This is a genomic window from Pseudomonas sp. MS01C9 (genome assembly GCF_058202755.1).
Window position 1 is genome coordinate 2,556,898 of sequence record NZ_CM177073.1, and the last position, 14,925, is coordinate 2,571,822.

Sequence of the window (14,925 nt, forward strand, 5' to 3'; positions counted from 1 at the left end):
TGTACATACAGTATTCGCTGGAATTCATTTAGACCAGTGCCATTGAGCAGCCCGGCCGAGTCGAGACCCGATCGGGTATCCGTTGACACGGCTTTGACGTCTGGCCGACAGGTTTTTAACCGGCCGGGGCCGAAACTGGACGCCTCGAATCCTCCAGGTCCGGTCGCCCTACATGTTCAAGCTCCATTCATTGTTCTGCCTGGCGTTGCTTATCGCCTTGGCCGAGCCCGCTGCCCAGGCGGCTGACTCCGTTGAGACGCGGCCTGCCGAATGGGCTCGATCGGTGGCGAGGCGCTACGACCTGTATCAGATGTCGCCAACCCTCTACCGCAGCGCCTTGCCGGATGGCTCTGCGGTGCCGTTATTGACGAAGCTCGGGGTCGGCACGGTCATCACGTTCCTGCCCGACTCGGATGCCGATTGGTTATCCACGCCCGGTGTAGACCGTGTGCAACTGCCTTACCGCACCAATCATGTCGATGACAGCGACATACTCAGCGCCTTGCGGGCCATTCAGGCGGGTGAAGCCAAGGGGGCCGTGCTGATGCACTGCAAGCACGGCTCCGACCGCACCGGGCTGGTGGCTGCCATGTACCGGGTGGTGGTGCAGGGCTGGAGCAAGGAGGATGCCTTGAACGAAATGACCGAAGGTGGCTTTGGTGACAGTCATCATTTCAAGGACGGGATTCGTTATGTCATGCACGCCGACGTCAAGAAGCTCCGCGCCGCGTTGGCGAACGGTGACTGCAGTACCAGCGTCTTCGCCCTTTGCTCCCTCAAGAGCTGGGTCAACTCGACCACGACGGCCCAACCCCTGGCCCCGCATCTCACGCTGCCGGGGCAATGATCGCCTCCGATCCGGTAAATACTCTGACGGATTCTGACAGCGGCCGTGAATCGCCGAGGCCGAAGACCGTTTCACGCAGCTCCCGGCCAGTCGTCCCGTTGAACAGTCCGTCGCGCTTGAACCTCTGGAACGTTTTCAGGGCCAGTTCCTTCGACCAGATATAGGCATAGATCCGGGCTGCGTAGCCGGTCACCATGTAATCCAGGGCGTTGGGCCAACGTTCTTGGCCAGTGGTGGGCAGATGCCCCACCTGTGCACTGATCTGGTCGAACACTTGCTGGACGGTCCGCCCGTCGCCGTGGCTTCGGTGCAGCTCGATATCGAACAACGCATTACGCAAGAGCGCGGCGGTTTCCCAGCTGGCCTGGGTGTCGACGAAGGCCAGTATCCGGTCGGCGACTTCCTCGGGCAGCGGTTTTCCGGACGGGTGATGGCTCGACAAGCGGACCAGGCCCTCGCGGGTGAAGCACCACTGCTCGAACAACATGCCGGCGAACTCGCAGGTATCGCGAGAGAGTTCCGTGATGCCCGAAATGTCGCGATATTCTGCCCGTGTCAGCAGGTGGTGCAGGCAATGGCCGAACTCATGGCACAGGATGCGCAGCTGCATATGGTTGAGCAACACCGGCTTGTCGTCGGCAGGGCGCGGCAACCAGCCATGCAGGACCGCAATCGGGTGCCGGGGGCGTCCCTCCGCGGTGATGCGGCGATTGCGCAGTGTGGTGGTGTTGGGATAACCGTCCCGGCCGGGCTCTTCGAAAGGGTCGAAATAGAGATGGCCGATGGTTTCTCCCCATTCCCTGGCTTCGAAAAGGCGAACGTCCGAATGCCAGGTCGGCACATCCCGGCGCTCGATGAACTCCACGCCGAACAGGTCCTTGGCGATCAGCAGCAATTGTGAAAACGTAGATTGCATCGGGAACCAGGCGCTCAGGGCCTGCCTTGAAAGGCCCGTCGTATGCTCGCGGAGTTTTTCCGCCAGGTAGGGGTAATCCCATGGGTGGAGCTCGCTGAAACCTTGCCGGGCGGCGAATGCCTCGAGCTGTTGGGTATCTCCTCTGAACGCGTCCTGGTGCCGTTGGAGCTGCTCGTGCAGGAAGGCCATGACCTGCGCCGTGGATTCGGCTTGTTCCGGCTCGATAGCCATCTGGGCAAAGTCCGTGTAGCCCAGCAAGCTGGCATAGCGACGGCGGTCCTGCAGCAGTTGCCAGAGGACGGGGCCGTTGTCGAACTGACTGGCGTGGGGCCCTCGATCCGATGCGCGTGTGCTGTAGGCGAGGTAGATCTGTTCACGCAGAAGGCGACTGTCGGCATAGGTTGTGACGATGCCGAACGACTCATCATCGAGCGTCAACAACCAACCCGGGCGCCCGGCTTTCCGTGCCTGGTTCGCCATTCGCTGCCTGAAACCCTGTGGCAGGCCGCTCAACTGAGCCTCATCGACAAGTGATGTGTTCCAGGCCTTGTTGGCCTGGTGCAAGTGATCGAGAAACAGATTCCGAGCCGTCTGCATTCGCCTTTCCAAGGCATTCAAGTCTGCCTGGACAGCGTCCGGCAAGCCGTTCAGGCCTTGCTGGCGAAAACGCTGCAGGATCTTTTCCAGGGCTCGCTTTCGCGCGGGTTCGAAGTGCCTGGCGATCTGGCTGTCCGCCAACTGTCGATAGAGGCGCAACAGATCGGGATTCCTCGCCAGTGATTGCTGGAAGTCGTGTAGCCGCTCCCGGCAGTCCAGTGAGGCCTGGGTCCAGGCGTCTTCCGTTCGGGTGGAGGCCAGGGTATCGAGGACGTAGTCGAAGGTTTTCAGGCGCGCATGGATTTCGTCCATGGCCAACACCAGGTCATCCCAGGTGGGAAACGGCGTTTGGGTCTTGATGATCGCGGCCACTTGGGCACGACTTTGCGCAAGGATCCGCTCCAGGGCCGGCAGGAAATGTTTGGCCTGGATCTGCTCAAAGGGCGGCAGGTCATGGGCCTGCAACAGCGGATTGTCATCGTCGCGCATGGGAAACCTTTCTGTCTGGACTGGAGGGACAGTCTGGGCAGGAAGGCGCGCGGGTTGGCGGTATATATGTATCGCCTGCGACCCGGACGGCCCGCAGGTGATACATGACGTGTCAGTCGGTCTTTTTCTTCAACTTGGGATTGGGGAAGAACTGCACCGCCTGGACCTTCGCATCGGGCACCTTGAGCGCCGATGTATTGACCCGGGTACCCAGTTCCTTGGGCACCGACAGGCCTTGTTCGTTGAGCGTATCGGAATAACCGCAAGCCACGCATTCGCGATGTGGTACACCGTCTTCGTTCCACATCATCAGCTTGTCCGGCTCGCTGCACGCCGGGCAGACCGCCCCGGCGATAAAGCGTTTCTTCGTGATCACAGGCCCCTCGCTCATGCTGCCGCGTCCTCGCTCAGGCCGCTATGGCGCAAGAGTGCGTCAATCGATGGCTCGCGGCCACGGAAGTCGACGAACAGCACCATCGGTTCCCGGGAACCGCCGCGGGCCAGAATCGCCTCACGGAAGGCGCGGCCCGTGTCGGGGTTGAGCACGCCGTCCTCTTCGAACTTGGAGAACGCGTCGGCCGACAGGACTTCCGCCCATTTGTAGCTGTAGTAACCCGCCGCGTAACCGCCGGCGAAAATATGGGCGAAGCTGTTGGGGAAGCGGTTGTAGGCCGGCGGACGCATCACCGACACCTCGTCGCGCACACCTTCGAGCACCTGCAGGACGTTGCGGCCATCGCCATGGGTGGCGTGCAGTTCGAAGTCGAACAGCGAGAACTCCAACTGACGGACCATCATCAGGCCCGACTGGAAGTTCTTCGCCGCGAGCATTTTTTCCAGCAGGTCCTGAGGCAGCGGCTCGCCGGTTTCGTAGTGGCCGGAAATCAGTGCCAGGCCTTCTGGCTCCCAGCACCAGTTTTCCATGAACTGGCTCGGCAGCTCCACCGCGTCCCAGGCCACGCCGTTGATGCCGGACACACCGGCGTGTTCGACGCGGGTCAGCAGGTGGTGCAGGCCATGGCCGAACTCATGGAACAGCGTGGTGACTTCATCATGGGTCAGCAGTGCCGGCTTGCCGCTGTCGGCCGGGGTGAAATTGCACACCAGGTTGGCGACCGGGCTCTGCAGCACGCCATCGATCGTGCGGCGACGGTCCCGGGCGCCGTCCATCCAGGCGCCGCCGCGCTTGTTGGCGCGGGCATAGAGATCGAAGAAGAAGCGGCCGACGTGCTGGCCGTTTTCCTTGATTTCGAACAGGCGCACGTCCGGATGCCAGCTGTCGAAGCCCTTCAGTTCGGCAATCTCGATGCCATAGAGGCGTTGCACGATGGCGAACAGGCCGCTCAGTACCTTGTCGATCGGGAAGTAGGCTCGCAGGGCTTCCTGGGCCACGCTGTAGCGTTGCTGGCGCAGTTTTTCACCATAGAAACCGCTGTCCCAGCTTTGCAGGTCGGGGCAGCCCTGCTCGGCGGCATAGGCCTTGAGCTGTTCCAGGTCCTGCGCGGCAAACGGCTTGCTGCGCTTGGCCAGGTCGCGCAGAAAGCCCAGGACCTGATCGCTGGACTCGGCCATCTTGGTCGCCAGGCTCAACTCCGCGAAATTGGCGAAGCCCAGCAGTTGGGCCAGTTCCTGGCGCAGGTCGAGGATCTGCTCCATCACCGGGCCGTTGTCGTGCTGGCCGGCGTTGGGGCCCTGATCGGACGCCCGGGTGCAGTACGCGGCGTAGACCTCTTCGCGCAAGGCGCGGTCTTCGGCGTAGGTCATCACCGCGTAATAGCTGGGGAATTCCAGTGTGATCAGCCAGCCGTCCAGTTCCTTGGCCTGGGCTGCGGCGGCCATTTGCGCCTTGGCCGAGTCGGTCAGGCCGGCGAGGGCGGCTTCCTCGGTAATGTGCTTGGTCCAGGCCTGGGTGGCATCCAGCAGTTGGTTGGAGAAACGGCTGCCCAGTTCGGACAGTTTGCTTTGTACTTCGGCGTAGCGCTTCTGCTGTTCGGGCGGCAGGTCGATGCCCGACAGGCGGAAGTCACGCATGGAATGTTCCAGGATGGTTTTCTGTGCCACGTCGAAGCTGGCGGCTTCGGGGCTGTTGGCCAGCGCCTCGTAGGCCTGGAACAATTCGCGGTTCTGACCCAGTTCCGTGGAGTAGGCACTCAATGCCGGCAGGCAGGCCTCATAGGCCTCGCGCAGTTCCGGGCTGTTGCGAACGGCATTCAAATGGCTCACCGGGCTCCAGGCCGCGCCCAGGCGATCGTTGAGCTCGTCCATGGCCAGTACCAGGCCGGCCCAGGTAGGCTGGTTGCCCTGGGTCTTGAGAATTTCAGCGATGGCGGCACGATTGTCAGCCAGGATCCGTTCGATGGCCGGTTGCACATGTTCGGCACGGATCGCCGAGAATGGCGGCAGGTCGTAGGGCTGCAAAAGAGGGTTGTTCACGCTCACGGTGGGCACCTTGGCTGGAAGAAACATGGCCCCATCTTAATTACAATCGCCCCTCACCGCAGCTATCAATACAGAAGAGAGAGCCTATCGTGACCCTCCGCACGTACCAGAATCACACCCCGCGGCTCGCCCGTGGCGCTTTTGTCGACAGCACCGCGGTGGTGATCGGCGACGTCGAAATCGGCGAAGACAGCTCCGTCTGGCCGCTGACGGTCATTCGCGGCGACATGCACCGCATCCGTATCGGTGCCCGAACCAGCGTCCAGGACGGCTGCGTGCTGCACATCACCCATGCCGGCCCCTTCAACCCCGATGGCTTCCCCTTGCTGGTGGGCGATGATGTAACCATCGCCCACAAAGTCATGCTCCATGGTTGCTTGGTGGGTAGCCGGGTGCTGATCGGCATGGGCAGCATCGTCATGGACGGTGCGGTTGTCGAAGACGACGTGATTATCGGCGCCGGCAGCCTCGTACCGCCGGGCAAACGCCTGGAAAGCGGCTTTCTGTACGTGGGCAGCCCGGTCAAGCAGGCCCGGCCACTCACGGACAAGGAACGCGCCTTTTTCACCTACAGCGCAGCCAACTACGTAAAACTCAAGGATCTGCACCTGGCCGAAGGCTACGACCAGGCCTGAGTCGTTCGAACCTTCCATTGTGGCGAGGGCGCCTGCTCTCGCAAACATCGTGACGCTGCCCCAGGAATTGCCATGCATTACCAGACCGTACTCTTCGACCTCGACGGCACCCTCACCGACCCGCGCGAGGGCATTACCCGTTCGATCCAGTTCGCCCTGGGCAAACTGGGCATCGACGAGCCCGACCTCTCTCGCCTGGAACATTTCATCGGTCCACCGCTGCTGCAGGCATTCATGCAGTTCTATGACTTCGACGAAGCCAGGGCCTGGAAAGCGGTCAACTTCTACCGCGAGCGCTTCAAGGTCACCGGGCTGTACGAAAACCGGGTCTTCGACGGCGTGATGCCCTTACTGCAAACCCTGGGCGAGCAGGGCCGGCAGCTGTACATCGCTACCTCCAAACCCTGGGTCTTCGCCCGGGAAATCGCCCGGCACTTCGACTTTGCCCGGCATTTCAAGGTGATCTACGGCAGTGAGCTGGACGGCACCCGTACCAATAAAGTCGAGTTGATTGCTCACTTGATGGCTGAGGAAGGCCTGGATCCGGCCAATACCCTGATGATCGGTGACCGCAAGCACGATTTGATTGGTGCCCGCAGCAATGGGCTGGATGCGGCAGCGGTGGGGTATGGGTTTGGAAGCCATGAAGAGTTGAGCGCGCAAAACCCGGCGTTCCACTTCCAGACCTTGGAAGCGTTGCACCAGGCATTCATGCGCGGGTGACAGGCATGCTCCTCAGGTGCTCGTCCGTCACCGCGTGACACGGCCAGGCAACAACGGATAGAGACCAGATTGCCGAGCAGGCGCAGGCAAGCCTGCAGATCAGATGATGGCTCTGCAGGCTGCTTCTGCCAGAAGATCCTTGTATTCACGAGGGCTCTTGCTGACCCTTCCGGAAAGCCAGGCCCGCGAATAGTTTTCTGCAGCACCGATGATGAGCGACGGCAAGAGCTCGGCGGGAATATGGCGGAAATACTCTTTACGACCTTCCACATTTATCCATTCCAATAGCTGCTTATTGCGCTGTTTGTTACGCGAAAGCAATTGCTGCTGGAACGGGCCGCTTGAAACGGCAAAACGGCTCTGGAACACGAAGCGCGCCATGTCTGGATGCTCATCTACCCACTCGACATAGCTGTGAACCAGGGCAACGACGCCCTCTTGAGCGGTTTGGGCCTTTTGCAGATAGCTGTCGCGCAGGGCGCCTTGATCCTCCAGGGCTGTGAAAAACAGAGTGGCGACAATGCCCTCTTTATTACCGAAATGATGATAGATCGCCCCCACGCTCGTTTCGCATTTCGCGCGGATCGTTTCGATATTTGTCGCTTCGATACCTGTCTCGTTAAAGCAGGCCAGTGCCTGGCGCAGAATGCTGCGCTTGAGCTCGCCTCGCCTGCCGGGGAAGGCGCGTTCGATCAGATCGTTTGAATGCATAAAGAAAATGCCGGGTTGCCAGAGGCGTAAAGGTACATCGATTGGCGAGGAAAGTGATGCTTGACAAGCCTGGAAAATGCGGAATATTGTTCCGTTACAGAATATTATTCTGTAACTAACAAGAGGAAATCCTATGAGCCAGGCTCTAAGCATGTTTAACAGCGTTGGTCCCGCTGCGTTCAGTCAGCTGGCGTGTCAGATGGCGCCCTACTTCAGCACTATCGCGCCCGAAATTTCCGAGCTGAGCCAGGGGCATGCGGTGGTGAATGTTCCCTTTCGCAAGGAAATCACCAACCACCTGGGCTCGGTACACGCCATCGCGCTGTGCAACGCCGCCGAATTGGCGGGCGGGATGATGACCGACGCCTCCATCCCTTCGGGCGCCAGATGGATTCCCAAGGGCATGACGGTGCAATACCTGGCGAAAGCTAAATCAGATGTTCGCGCCGTTGCGGATGGCAATGGCATCGATTGGGAGACAGCCGGAGACAAGATCGTTCCTGTGGATATCTTTGATGAAGGGAATGTGAAGGTGTTTACCGCCAAGATCACCATGAACGTGAAAACGGCATAGGATCGGCTACGACCTGGGTGTTGCCAAGCTCAGGTCTTTGCAATGTGCACCTGCACGCCAGCTAGGTGCAGGTTTTCCATTTGGAGCTTCAGGGTTTCCAGACCCTGGAAAGATCGCGTTTTTCGCTAGAGGCCCTGTTAGTTCTTACAGGTGACGGCCGGTCAAACGGATTGTTTAATCGAGGCCATGATGCGCGTTGGCTTTGTGCACTTTCCAACCTGACCAAGGGAACCGGAAATGGACGTCAAAAGACACTGCTGGGTGGTCCTGCTCTTTGCGTCATACCTGCAACCTACCCATGCCGATACAACGGTTGCACCCGCCGGCCTACCCGAAGGCGAAACGCCTGCGGCTACTGTCCAGCCTCCGGATGTCACGAAGCCGGTGACGGCGCAGGTCTGGAACAGAAGCAAAGTACCCATTGAAGTCAGCCAGAAAGGCCGTTCACCGGTGTCCATTGAACCCACGCGCGGCTATGACAGCGTGAGTTATCCCCAGGCTCCTATCAGCATAAGGATTCCGGAAAACAGCCTTATCAAATACATCACCGTAACGGGCGAGCATGGCGCTTGCACTGTGCCCGTCTGCATTTATGTTCAATGAGCCGGGATGCTGGTTCGGCAATGACCGCATTTGGCGGGTCTGTTCTCGCCAGTCATCTGGTCTACAAAGGCTTGGCTATAAGCCCAAAGCTTGACTGCCAACAACCGAATGCGAAGTCAGCTCGCTCGCGAAGTGGCCTGCTCCATCAGCGCCTCCAGTGCCGCTTTGCGTTCTTGAGCCCCAAGCCTGCCCAGCTTTTCGACCTCGGTATAAAACGCTAGCCAATCGCCGTCTACCTGCTTGAATAATGCCCCAAAAGCCGGCACCCATCGGCTATACAATCCGAACGGCAACAGTCGCGCGTTGTTCAGCGGCGCATAGACCCACGCGTCGAAGTATTTGTCACCCGCCCATTGGCTGTCGCGCAGGTGTTCATAGTGGGTGCGCAGGCGCTGGAACTCCTGGGCCTTGCGCTGGCGCATCTGCTCGGCCGGTAGAGGTTGGGTGTAGAGCTGTTCGAGCCGCTGACGTGTGTCGAGGACCAGTTGGATGAATTGATCGCGCTGACGCATTCGTTTACCGGTGTCCGGCGCCAGCCCGCGGCTCGCCCGCCATTGGCGAGTGCCTTCCTGTTCGACGAAGGTGGCGAAGGACTCGTTGAATTCCGTGTCGTCCTTTATGTAGAAGCGCTGGTGTGCCAATTCGTGAAAGATCAGCGTTGCCAGGCGCTCATCGCCCCAGTGCATCATCGAACTGAGGATCGGGTCGTCGAACCAGCCCAGCGTCGAATAGGCCTCTACACCGCCAATCGCCACGTCCATGCCCTTCAGGCGCTGCAGCGCGGCCTCGCCACGGGCGGCGCCCTGGCTGTAGTAACCGCGATACGCCACGCAACCGGCGATGGGGAAGCAGTGGATTTGCGGTGCCAGGGAAAATTCAGGCGTGGCGAAGACATTCCAGACTACGAATGGCCGGCCAATGTCTGCATACAGGCGATAGCTTTGGTTCTCGGGCAGGTGCAGGTGCGAACTGGCGAACTCCCGGGCTGCCCGGGCCTGGACCAGATGCGCCTGTAGTTGGGGATCGCGCGCCGGGTCGGCGATGACCTGGTCGATAGGCTCGCGGGCCTGCAGCAGCCGCAGCTGTCCACCGACGAGCTGGCTGTAGTAACCGGCGCTGGAGCAACCGTTGAGTAACAAAAGCAGGAGGCCTGGAAACAAAATCCGGAAAACGCGGTCGAGTAACCGATGGCTTGAACGCGGCCTGATCAATTGGAATCACCTTGGGAAAAGTCTGACCAACAAGACTATCCCGCCTGCCCGGAGCTTCGCTATGCGCGTCTTGATGCTGACAAGTGGCCTGTTGTTGCTGACCGGCTGTGCCGGTCTGCCTGACCCTGATCCGTCGCAAGCCTGGATCGACCTGGGAAACCAGCAGAACACCGCACTGCAGGCTCTGGAGGTCGATGACATGACATCCGTCGACCGACGCTATTTCGAAGTGCAGCCCGGCAGCCATGAGCTGACGGTGCGTTATCAGTTCGCCGTCGAGCCCGGCAACATCGGCCCGGATGCCGAGCCGTTGTGGCGCGATTGCCGTCTGAATGTGAAATTCGAGGATTTCAACGCAGGCCAGCGCTATCAATTGCAGGCCGGCAACATTGGATTTCGGCCCTGGGCCAAGCTTTATGACCAACAGCGCAAAGTGGTAGGTCAAGGTACGCCGGCGGGCTGCCAACAAAGCTGATCGGCGCTGTGCCCAGGGCCTGACTGCCCAGGTCCCGGCTCTGTACGCAAAGCCCTGACACTCGTTCATGCTGCGTTGAAAACTACCTCGCAATGCTCATGGACTCCACTACACTGCGCTTGCTCGGCTGTTTCGGCCTTGCTTGACCTTCGTCTCAAGACTTTTCGAACAGAGCCTGGATCATGCGCATTCATATGCTGTTATTCGCCCTCGCTGCTCTGGGCGGTTGCGCCACGAGCCCGTTGCCTGCGGTTGATCCGAACATGGCCTGGATCGATTTTTCGACGCCCATGCCAGGTGGCAAGGTGCTGATGGCCGAGAAGCTGGATGGTCAGCGACTGCAGGACGGACGCTTCTTCCAGGTTTCGCCGGGCAGTCACGAACTGGAAGCGCGCTTCGATTTTGAAGTGTTCAGCGGCGGTGGCCTGGGAATGCTGAGCGAGCCGCAAGAACGGCTGTGCTACCTGACCGTGCGGTACGATCATTTCGAGGCGGGCCAGCGCTATCGCCTGGAAGCGCGTAACCTGGCCTACACCCCAAGCGCCCGGCTCTATAACGCCAGGCGGGAAATCGTGGCCGAGGATCGCCAGGCCCGTTGTATCCCCTGAAGTGTTCTAACGGTCGTTCTTCTGGTAGATGATTTTCTTGGTGCCATTTTCGCAACTGCCCACCACCATGTTCTCGTCGTGGACTTCCTCGTTGGCGACGATTTCCAGGGTGTAGGACGACACGTTGTTGGCCTGGATCTTCGCTTCGATTTCCGCCTTCAGTTCTTCGCAGGACCTGGGTGCGGCGAGCGCCGATGAGGCCAATGCGCAACCGATGACCATCAGGGCAAGTCGTTTCATGCTCGAATTCCTCATTGCAGCGCGCACTGCCTGGGCGCTGAAACTGCTGGCGTGCATTCGACCACAATTTGAGCGGGGCTGACAGATACCCTGCAAGGTCGCAGCCTTTATCGCCTGAAGGCTGCGACCGTTTCCACGCGTCAGCCCACCAGCGTCGCGTCCAGGGTGATCTTGGCGTTAAGCACCTTGGAGACCGGGCATCCTTCCTTGGCCTTGTTGCTCAGTTCTTCGAACTGCTGCTGGCTCGCGCCGGGGATTTTCGCCTTGAGAATCAGCTTGACCGCCGTGATCGCAAAGCCGCCATCGACCTGGTCCAGGGTCACTTCGGCATTGGTGTCGATACTGTCGGCCTTGAGCCCGGCATCCCCCAGGATCATCGAAAACGCCATGGAGAAGCAGCCCGCATGGGCCGCGCCGATCAATTCTTCAGGGTTGGTGCCCTTGCCGCCTTCGAAGCGCGCCTTGAAGCCATAAGGGGCTTCGCGCAACACGCCGGTTTCCGTCGAGATGGAGCCGATGCCGGTTTTCAGGTCACCTTCCCAGTGTGCCGATGCTTTCTTAACGATAGCCATGTTTGCCTCCTCAAGAACCGGCGCGAGGAATTCGCGCCAGGGTGTTTTCCGTTGTCAGGGTTGTGAGGATAGACCGGTCGATAAAGTTCATCCTGTCGATTAGCTGACCGATTTAGTAGGAAAATTCGATCCAGCTATTGAAACTCGGGTATATGCCCACATTGCATGGAACACACCTTTAGTAAACGGCAGGCTTTTGCCCGTGGAAAAGCCCCAGCGCCGTTGGAGATCCTGGCCCATGAAACAGCTGTCCGACGTGAAATTCTCAACCCTCGACCTGGTCCCTGTCCGTGCGGACGGCAACGCCGGCCAGTCCTTGCGCAACTCCCTGGATTTGGCGCAGCACGTGGAAAAGTTCGGCTATACGCGCTTCTGGGTGGCCGAGCATCACAACATGGATGGCATCGCCAGTTCAGCGACAGCGGTGCTGCTGAGTTATCTGGCAGGGGGTACCTCGACCATTCGCGTCGGCTCCGGCGGAGTGATGTTGCCCAACCATGCGCCGTTGGTCATCGCCGAACAGTTCGGCACGCTGGAGAGCCTTTTTCCTGGCCGGATCGACCTGGGCCTGGGGCGCGCGCCAGGCTCCGACCAGATGACCGCCCGGGCCTTGCGCCGCGAACGCTCCGGCAGTGCGGATGACTTTCCGGATGACGTCGCCGAACTGATGCGCTACCTCGGCCCACGCACTCCCGATCAGCGGATCATCGCCATGCCCGGTACCGGCACCAACGTGCCGGTATGGCTGTTGGGTTCGAGCCTGTTCAGTGCGCAGCTGGCCGGTGAACGCGGTTTGCCCTACGCCTTCGCATCCCATTTCGCACCGCGCTTCATGCACGAGGCGATTCGCATCTACCGTAACCATTTCAAGCCGTCGGCGACGCTCGACAAGCCGTACGTGATGCTTGGCGTACCGTTAGTGGCGGCGGACACTGACGAACAGGCCGATTACCTGGCGACCTCGGTGTACCAGCGCATCCTGGCGTTGATCCGTGGCCAGAGCCTGGTGCAGCGCCCTCCGGTGGAAACCATGAATGGTCTGTGGCTGCCCCACGAGAAGGAAGCGGTGGGCGACTTCCTGGGCCTGGCCATGGTGGGTGGACCGCAGAAGATCCGCGCCAGACTGGAGGTGCTGATCGAGCAGACCCAGGCAGACGAACTGATCTTCACCAGCGACCTGTATGAACATGCCGACCGCCTGCGTTCCTATGAAGTGCTGGCCCAGGTCATGAAAGGCTGAATCGCGCCCATGAAAAAAGCCGACGCAATGCGTCGGCTTTGCATACACGCGAAATCAACGTTTATAGACGATTTCCTTTGTACCACCTTCGCAGCTGCCGACGACTTCCCCATCGGACGCTGTGCCTTTATCAACGATCTCCAGCGAATAACCTGACACGCCTTTACCATCAAGCTTCGCCGCGATTTCGCCCTTGAGCTCTTCGCAGGGTTTACCGGCCGCAAACGCAGAACCTGCAAGGCTCAGTAACCCCAGGGCCACCATCAACTTTTTCATCGCTCGCACTCCTTGGTCGGATCAGACTGGGCTGGTATCGAGAAAGCGGATGCGCTTGTCGGATAGCGCATCGCCATTCCCTATGGCACTCCGCCAGCGTGCAAGTTCACAGCTTCATCAGCTATTTGCAATCCGGAACCCGACTTTGAGTGTCACCTGAAAATGCGCGGCCCGGCCGTTTTCGATATGACCACGGGTTTCCGTGACTTCGAACCATTCCAGGTGCTTGAGGCTCTTGCTGGCTTCGGCCAGGGCATTGTTGATGGCATCTTCGATGCTGGTAGCAGACGAGCCGACCAGCTCGACTTTCTTATAGGTGTGATGATCACTCATGACGTTCTCCTTGGTTGTCTTTAACAGCCTAGCAGCGATTTTTCGCCTTACGTGTGGTGCCGTTTACGCTTCGAAGTTCAGATTTACTGCACTTTCACAAACCCTCGCAGTCCCAACTTCACACGCACTCAACCACTGCAGGAGAGAGCCACCATGGCCAGCACTTCATTACGTAAAGCCTCGTTGCAAAGCATGGAAGCGGAGATCGAGAGTCTGCTCAAGTCGTTGGAGACCCTGAAGGACGACGCTTCGGACGAGTCGCGTAAGACCCTCAAGTCGTTGAAGGCCAATGCCGAAAATGCGCTGAAACATTCTCGTCATCTGCTCAGCGACGCCTACGAGGAAGTCAAGGTGAAAACCCGTGAAACCGGGCTCGCTACCCGTGACTACGCCCAGGAGCACCCATGGACCACGGCAGGTGTCGCGGTGGGGGCGATTGGTTTGCTCGCCGCCTATCTGCTGTGCAAACGCGGTCACTGAGCCGGTTGATTCAACTCGTGCCTGAGCCACTGGGCCAATTGCCGCGCCCGGCCATCCGCCGCCCGCTTGGGTAGCCATAACGCCAGTCGCGCCGGGGTTTCATCGAAGCCCCATGGCGCGACCAGGCGTCCGGCGCGCACATCTTCGGCGACCAGCGGCTCGGGAGCGATTGCCACGCCCAGCCCTGCGACAGCAGCTTCCAGAAGATAATAGAGATGCTCGAAACCTTGGCCCAACCTCAGGGTTTGTGGGTCGAGGCCGTTTTGTCGTGCCCAGGTCGGCCAGGCTTGGGGGCGTGAGGTGGTATGCAGTAACGGCTCGTCCGACAGGGCCCTTGGCGGTGCGGCCTGTAAACGAGCGAAGCCGGCATAACGGGGGCTCATCACCGGGCCGATCCGCTCGCTGACCAGTTCATACACCTGCATGTCCACTGGCCAGGGTGGCTCGGCGAACACCAGCAAGGCATCCAGTCCCGGCCGCCTGGGGTCCAGGTCGCCCTCGCCAGCGGACAGATGCAGGCGCAAGTCCGGCAGGTCGGTATTGAGCCGGCCCAGCCGCGGAATGAACCAGCGCGCCAGCAGGCTGCCCGAACATCCCAATACGAAAGGCGCATCCGCCGTGCTTCGCGTCAGTTCGGCGCAAACGGTACGTAGCCGCTCGAAGGCTTCGGCGCTGGCGTCGCGTAGGCGAACGCCGGAATCTGTGAGTTTAAGGCCGCGCCCTTCCTTGACGAAAAGGCTGACGCCCAGATGCTCCTCCAGCACCTTCAGTTGCCGACTGACGGCCCCATGGGTAACGTGAAGCTGCTCGGCCGCCTGGCTTACGCTGTTCAAGCGGGCGGTGGCTTCGAACGCCCTGAGGGCATTGAGTGGAGGAAGGTCATGACTCATTTTATATGTGAGATTTCCTGACAGGTTGTGGCGATCTTATCGGTTTTCAGCGTGGCATGTCAGGGG

19 protein-coding genes are annotated in these 14,925 nt (G+C 60.0%); 9 read left to right on the forward strand and 10 right to left on the reverse strand.

What is annotated here, in order from left to right; genetic code table 11:
- Nucleotides 1-172: 172 nt before the first annotated feature.
- Entirely contained in the window at nt 173-847 is a 675-nt protein-coding gene (locus AC1M7R_RS11780) for a phosphatase domain-containing protein (protein WP_103894785.1), read from the forward strand.
- Here the strand turns inward: AC1M7R_RS11780 and AC1M7R_RS11785 are convergent.
- The 3 genes from AC1M7R_RS11785 to prlC all read right to left on the reverse strand — a co-directional run bounded on the left by AC1M7R_RS11785 (nt 828) and on the right by prlC (nt 5,315).
- Nucleotides 828-2,849, reverse strand: coding sequence for a M3 family metallopeptidase (locus tag AC1M7R_RS11785; RefSeq protein WP_490610420.1), 2,022 nt, complete (start codon nt 2,847-2,849; stop codon nt 828-830). The genes AC1M7R_RS11780 and AC1M7R_RS11785 overlap by 20 nt on opposite strands.
- 112 nt (nt 2,850-2,961) lie before the next feature.
- The gene (locus tag AC1M7R_RS11790; protein ID WP_024778466.1) at nt 2,962-3,240 is read right to left on the reverse strand and encodes a YheV family putative zinc ribbon protein; all 279 of its coding nucleotides are present in this window, start codon (nt 3,238-3,240) and stop codon (nt 2,962-2,964) included.
- Nucleotides 3,237-5,315, reverse strand: a complete 2,079-nt coding sequence (gene prlC / locus AC1M7R_RS11795; RefSeq protein WP_490610421.1) for an oligopeptidase A — start codon at nt 5,313-5,315, stop codon at nt 3,237-3,239. Before prlC ends, AC1M7R_RS11790 begins: the two co-directional genes overlap by 4 nt.
- 62 nt (nt 5,316-5,377) lie before the next feature.
- On the opposite strand from prlC, the gene AC1M7R_RS11800 reads away from it, so the two are divergent.
- Both AC1M7R_RS11800 and AC1M7R_RS11805 read left to right on the forward strand, forming a co-directional pair.
- Nucleotides 5,378-5,923, forward strand: coding sequence for a gamma carbonic anhydrase family protein (locus AC1M7R_RS11800; RefSeq protein ID WP_072459682.1), 546 nt, complete (start codon nt 5,378-5,380; stop codon nt 5,921-5,923).
- 72 nt (nt 5,924-5,995) lie between these two features.
- The gene (locus tag AC1M7R_RS11805; RefSeq protein ID WP_337349817.1) at nt 5,996-6,646 is read left to right on the forward strand and encodes an HAD family hydrolase; all 651 of its coding nucleotides are present in this window, start codon (nt 5,996-5,998) and stop codon (nt 6,644-6,646) included.
- A 99-nt stretch (nt 6,647-6,745) separates the two neighbouring features.
- Here AC1M7R_RS11805 and AC1M7R_RS11810 read toward each other — a convergent pair whose 3' ends face one another.
- On the reverse strand, nt 6,746-7,357 hold the full coding sequence (locus AC1M7R_RS11810; protein ID WP_072398047.1) for a TetR/AcrR family transcriptional regulator: 612 nt from the start codon (nt 7,355-7,357) through the stop codon (nt 6,746-6,748).
- 133 nt (nt 7,358-7,490) lie between these two features.
- On the opposite strand from AC1M7R_RS11810, the gene AC1M7R_RS11815 reads away from it, so the two are divergent.
- A complete protein-coding gene (locus AC1M7R_RS11815; RefSeq protein WP_072398046.1) occupies nt 7,491-7,931 on the forward strand; it encodes a hotdog fold domain-containing protein in 441 nt (146 codons plus the stop codon).
- 237 nt (nt 7,932-8,168) lie between these two features.
- Entirely contained in the window at nt 8,169-8,534 is a 366-nt protein-coding gene (locus AC1M7R_RS11820; protein ID WP_072398045.1) for a hypothetical protein, read from the forward strand.
- Nucleotides 8,535-8,650: 116 nt separating this feature from the next.
- On the opposite strand, the gene AC1M7R_RS11825 is transcribed toward AC1M7R_RS11820, so the two are convergent.
- Complete coding sequence (locus AC1M7R_RS11825) at nt 8,651-9,745, reverse strand: aminopeptidase (RefSeq protein WP_072398044.1); 1,095 nt, start codon at nt 9,743-9,745, stop codon at nt 8,651-8,653.
- A gap of 61 nt (nt 9,746-9,806) precedes the next feature.
- Between AC1M7R_RS11825 and AC1M7R_RS11830 the strand changes: the two genes are divergently transcribed.
- The gene (locus AC1M7R_RS11830; RefSeq protein WP_072398043.1) at nt 9,807-10,220 is read left to right on the forward strand and encodes a PA0061/PA0062 family lipoprotein; all 414 of its coding nucleotides are present in this window, start codon (nt 9,807-9,809) and stop codon (nt 10,218-10,220) included.
- A gap of 182 nt (nt 10,221-10,402) precedes the next feature.
- Nucleotides 10,403-10,828, forward strand: coding sequence for a PA0061/PA0062 family lipoprotein (locus AC1M7R_RS11835; protein WP_072398042.1), 426 nt, complete (start codon nt 10,403-10,405; stop codon nt 10,826-10,828).
- A 6-nt stretch (nt 10,829-10,834) separates the two neighbouring features.
- Here AC1M7R_RS11835 and AC1M7R_RS11840 read toward each other — a convergent pair whose 3' ends face one another.
- On the reverse strand, nt 10,835-11,068 hold the full coding sequence (locus AC1M7R_RS11840; protein WP_072398041.1) for a DUF1161 domain-containing protein: 234 nt from the start codon (nt 11,066-11,068) through the stop codon (nt 10,835-10,837).
- Between the two features lie 140 nt (nt 11,069-11,208).
- Nucleotides 11,209-11,640, reverse strand: a complete 432-nt coding sequence (locus tag AC1M7R_RS11845) for an OsmC family protein (protein WP_072398040.1) — start codon at nt 11,638-11,640, stop codon at nt 11,209-11,211.
- 238 nt (nt 11,641-11,878) lie between these two features.
- On the opposite strand from AC1M7R_RS11845, the gene AC1M7R_RS11850 reads away from it, so the two are divergent.
- Complete coding sequence (locus tag AC1M7R_RS11850; RefSeq protein ID WP_072398039.1) at nt 11,879-12,880, forward strand: LLM class flavin-dependent oxidoreductase; 1,002 nt, start codon at nt 11,879-11,881, stop codon at nt 12,878-12,880.
- Nucleotides 12,881-12,934: 54 nt separating this feature from the next.
- Here the strand turns inward: AC1M7R_RS11850 and AC1M7R_RS11855 are convergent, their stop codons facing one another.
- Nucleotides 12,935-13,156, reverse strand: coding sequence for a DUF1161 domain-containing protein (locus AC1M7R_RS11855; RefSeq protein WP_072398038.1), 222 nt, complete (start codon nt 13,154-13,156; stop codon nt 12,935-12,937).
- A 117-nt stretch (nt 13,157-13,273) separates the two neighbouring features.
- Nucleotides 13,274-13,489, reverse strand: coding sequence for a dodecin (locus AC1M7R_RS11860; protein ID WP_072398037.1), 216 nt, complete (start codon nt 13,487-13,489; stop codon nt 13,274-13,276).
- Nucleotides 13,490-13,642: 153 nt separating this feature from the next.
- Between AC1M7R_RS11860 and AC1M7R_RS11865 the strand changes: the two genes are divergently transcribed.
- On the forward strand, nt 13,643-13,969 hold the full coding sequence (locus AC1M7R_RS11865; protein WP_072398036.1) for an ElaB/YgaM/YqjD family protein: 327 nt from the start codon (nt 13,643-13,645) through the stop codon (nt 13,967-13,969).
- On the opposite strand, the gene AC1M7R_RS11870 is transcribed toward AC1M7R_RS11865, so the two are convergent.
- On the reverse strand, nt 13,963-14,859 hold the full coding sequence (locus AC1M7R_RS11870) for a LysR family transcriptional regulator (protein WP_072398035.1): 897 nt from the start codon (nt 14,857-14,859) through the stop codon (nt 13,963-13,965). The two genes, AC1M7R_RS11865 and AC1M7R_RS11870, sit on opposite strands and share 7 nt — an antisense overlap.
- Nucleotides 14,860-14,925: the final 66 nt, after the last annotated feature.

Bases quoted from the DNA above. Each gene is read 5' to 3' on its own strand.
- AC1M7R_RS11865 (WP_072398036.1), top strand. From the start codon at position 13,643: ATGGCCAGCACTTCATTACGTAAAGCCTCGTTGCAAAGCATGGAAGCG.
- AC1M7R_RS11870 (WP_072398035.1), bottom strand. From the start codon at position 14,859: ATGAGTCATGACCTTCCTCCACTCAATGCCCTCAGGGCGTTCGAAGCC.
- prlC (WP_490610421.1), bottom strand. From the start codon at position 5,315: ATGTTTCTTCCAGCCAAGGTGCCCACCGTGAGCGTGAACAACCCTCTT.
- AC1M7R_RS11860 (WP_072398037.1), bottom strand. From the start codon at position 13,489: ATGAGTGATCATCACACCTATAAGAAAGTCGAGCTGGTCGGCTCGTCT.
- AC1M7R_RS11785 (WP_490610420.1), bottom strand. From the start codon at position 2,849: ATGCGCGACGATGACAATCCGCTGTTGCAGGCCCATGACCTGCCGCCC.
- AC1M7R_RS11855 (WP_072398038.1), bottom strand. From the start codon at position 13,156: ATGAAAAAGTTGATGGTGGCCCTGGGGTTACTGAGCCTTGCAGGTTCT.
- AC1M7R_RS11780 (WP_103894785.1), top strand. From the start codon at position 173: ATGTTCAAGCTCCATTCATTGTTCTGCCTGGCGTTGCTTATCGCCTTG.
- AC1M7R_RS11850 (WP_072398039.1), top strand. From the start codon at position 11,879: ATGAAACAGCTGTCCGACGTGAAATTCTCAACCCTCGACCTGGTCCCT.
- AC1M7R_RS11830 (WP_072398043.1), top strand. From the start codon at position 9,807: ATGCGCGTCTTGATGCTGACAAGTGGCCTGTTGTTGCTGACCGGCTGT.
- AC1M7R_RS11790 (WP_024778466.1), bottom strand. From the start codon at position 3,240: ATGAGCGAGGGGCCTGTGATCACGAAGAAACGCTTTATCGCCGGGGCG.
- AC1M7R_RS11845 (WP_072398040.1), bottom strand. From the start codon at position 11,640: ATGGCTATCGTTAAGAAAGCATCGGCACACTGGGAAGGTGACCTGAAA.
- AC1M7R_RS11805 (WP_337349817.1), top strand. From the start codon at position 5,996: ATGCATTACCAGACCGTACTCTTCGACCTCGACGGCACCCTCACCGAC.
- AC1M7R_RS11835 (WP_072398042.1), top strand. From the start codon at position 10,403: ATGCGCATTCATATGCTGTTATTCGCCCTCGCTGCTCTGGGCGGTTGC.
- AC1M7R_RS11840 (WP_072398041.1), bottom strand. From the start codon at position 11,068: ATGAAACGACTTGCCCTGATGGTCATCGGTTGCGCATTGGCCTCATCG.
- AC1M7R_RS11810 (WP_072398047.1), bottom strand. From the start codon at position 7,357: ATGCATTCAAACGATCTGATCGAACGCGCCTTCCCCGGCAGGCGAGGC.
- AC1M7R_RS11820 (WP_072398045.1), top strand. From the start codon at position 8,169: ATGGACGTCAAAAGACACTGCTGGGTGGTCCTGCTCTTTGCGTCATAC.
- AC1M7R_RS11815 (WP_072398046.1), top strand. From the start codon at position 7,491: ATGAGCCAGGCTCTAAGCATGTTTAACAGCGTTGGTCCCGCTGCGTTC.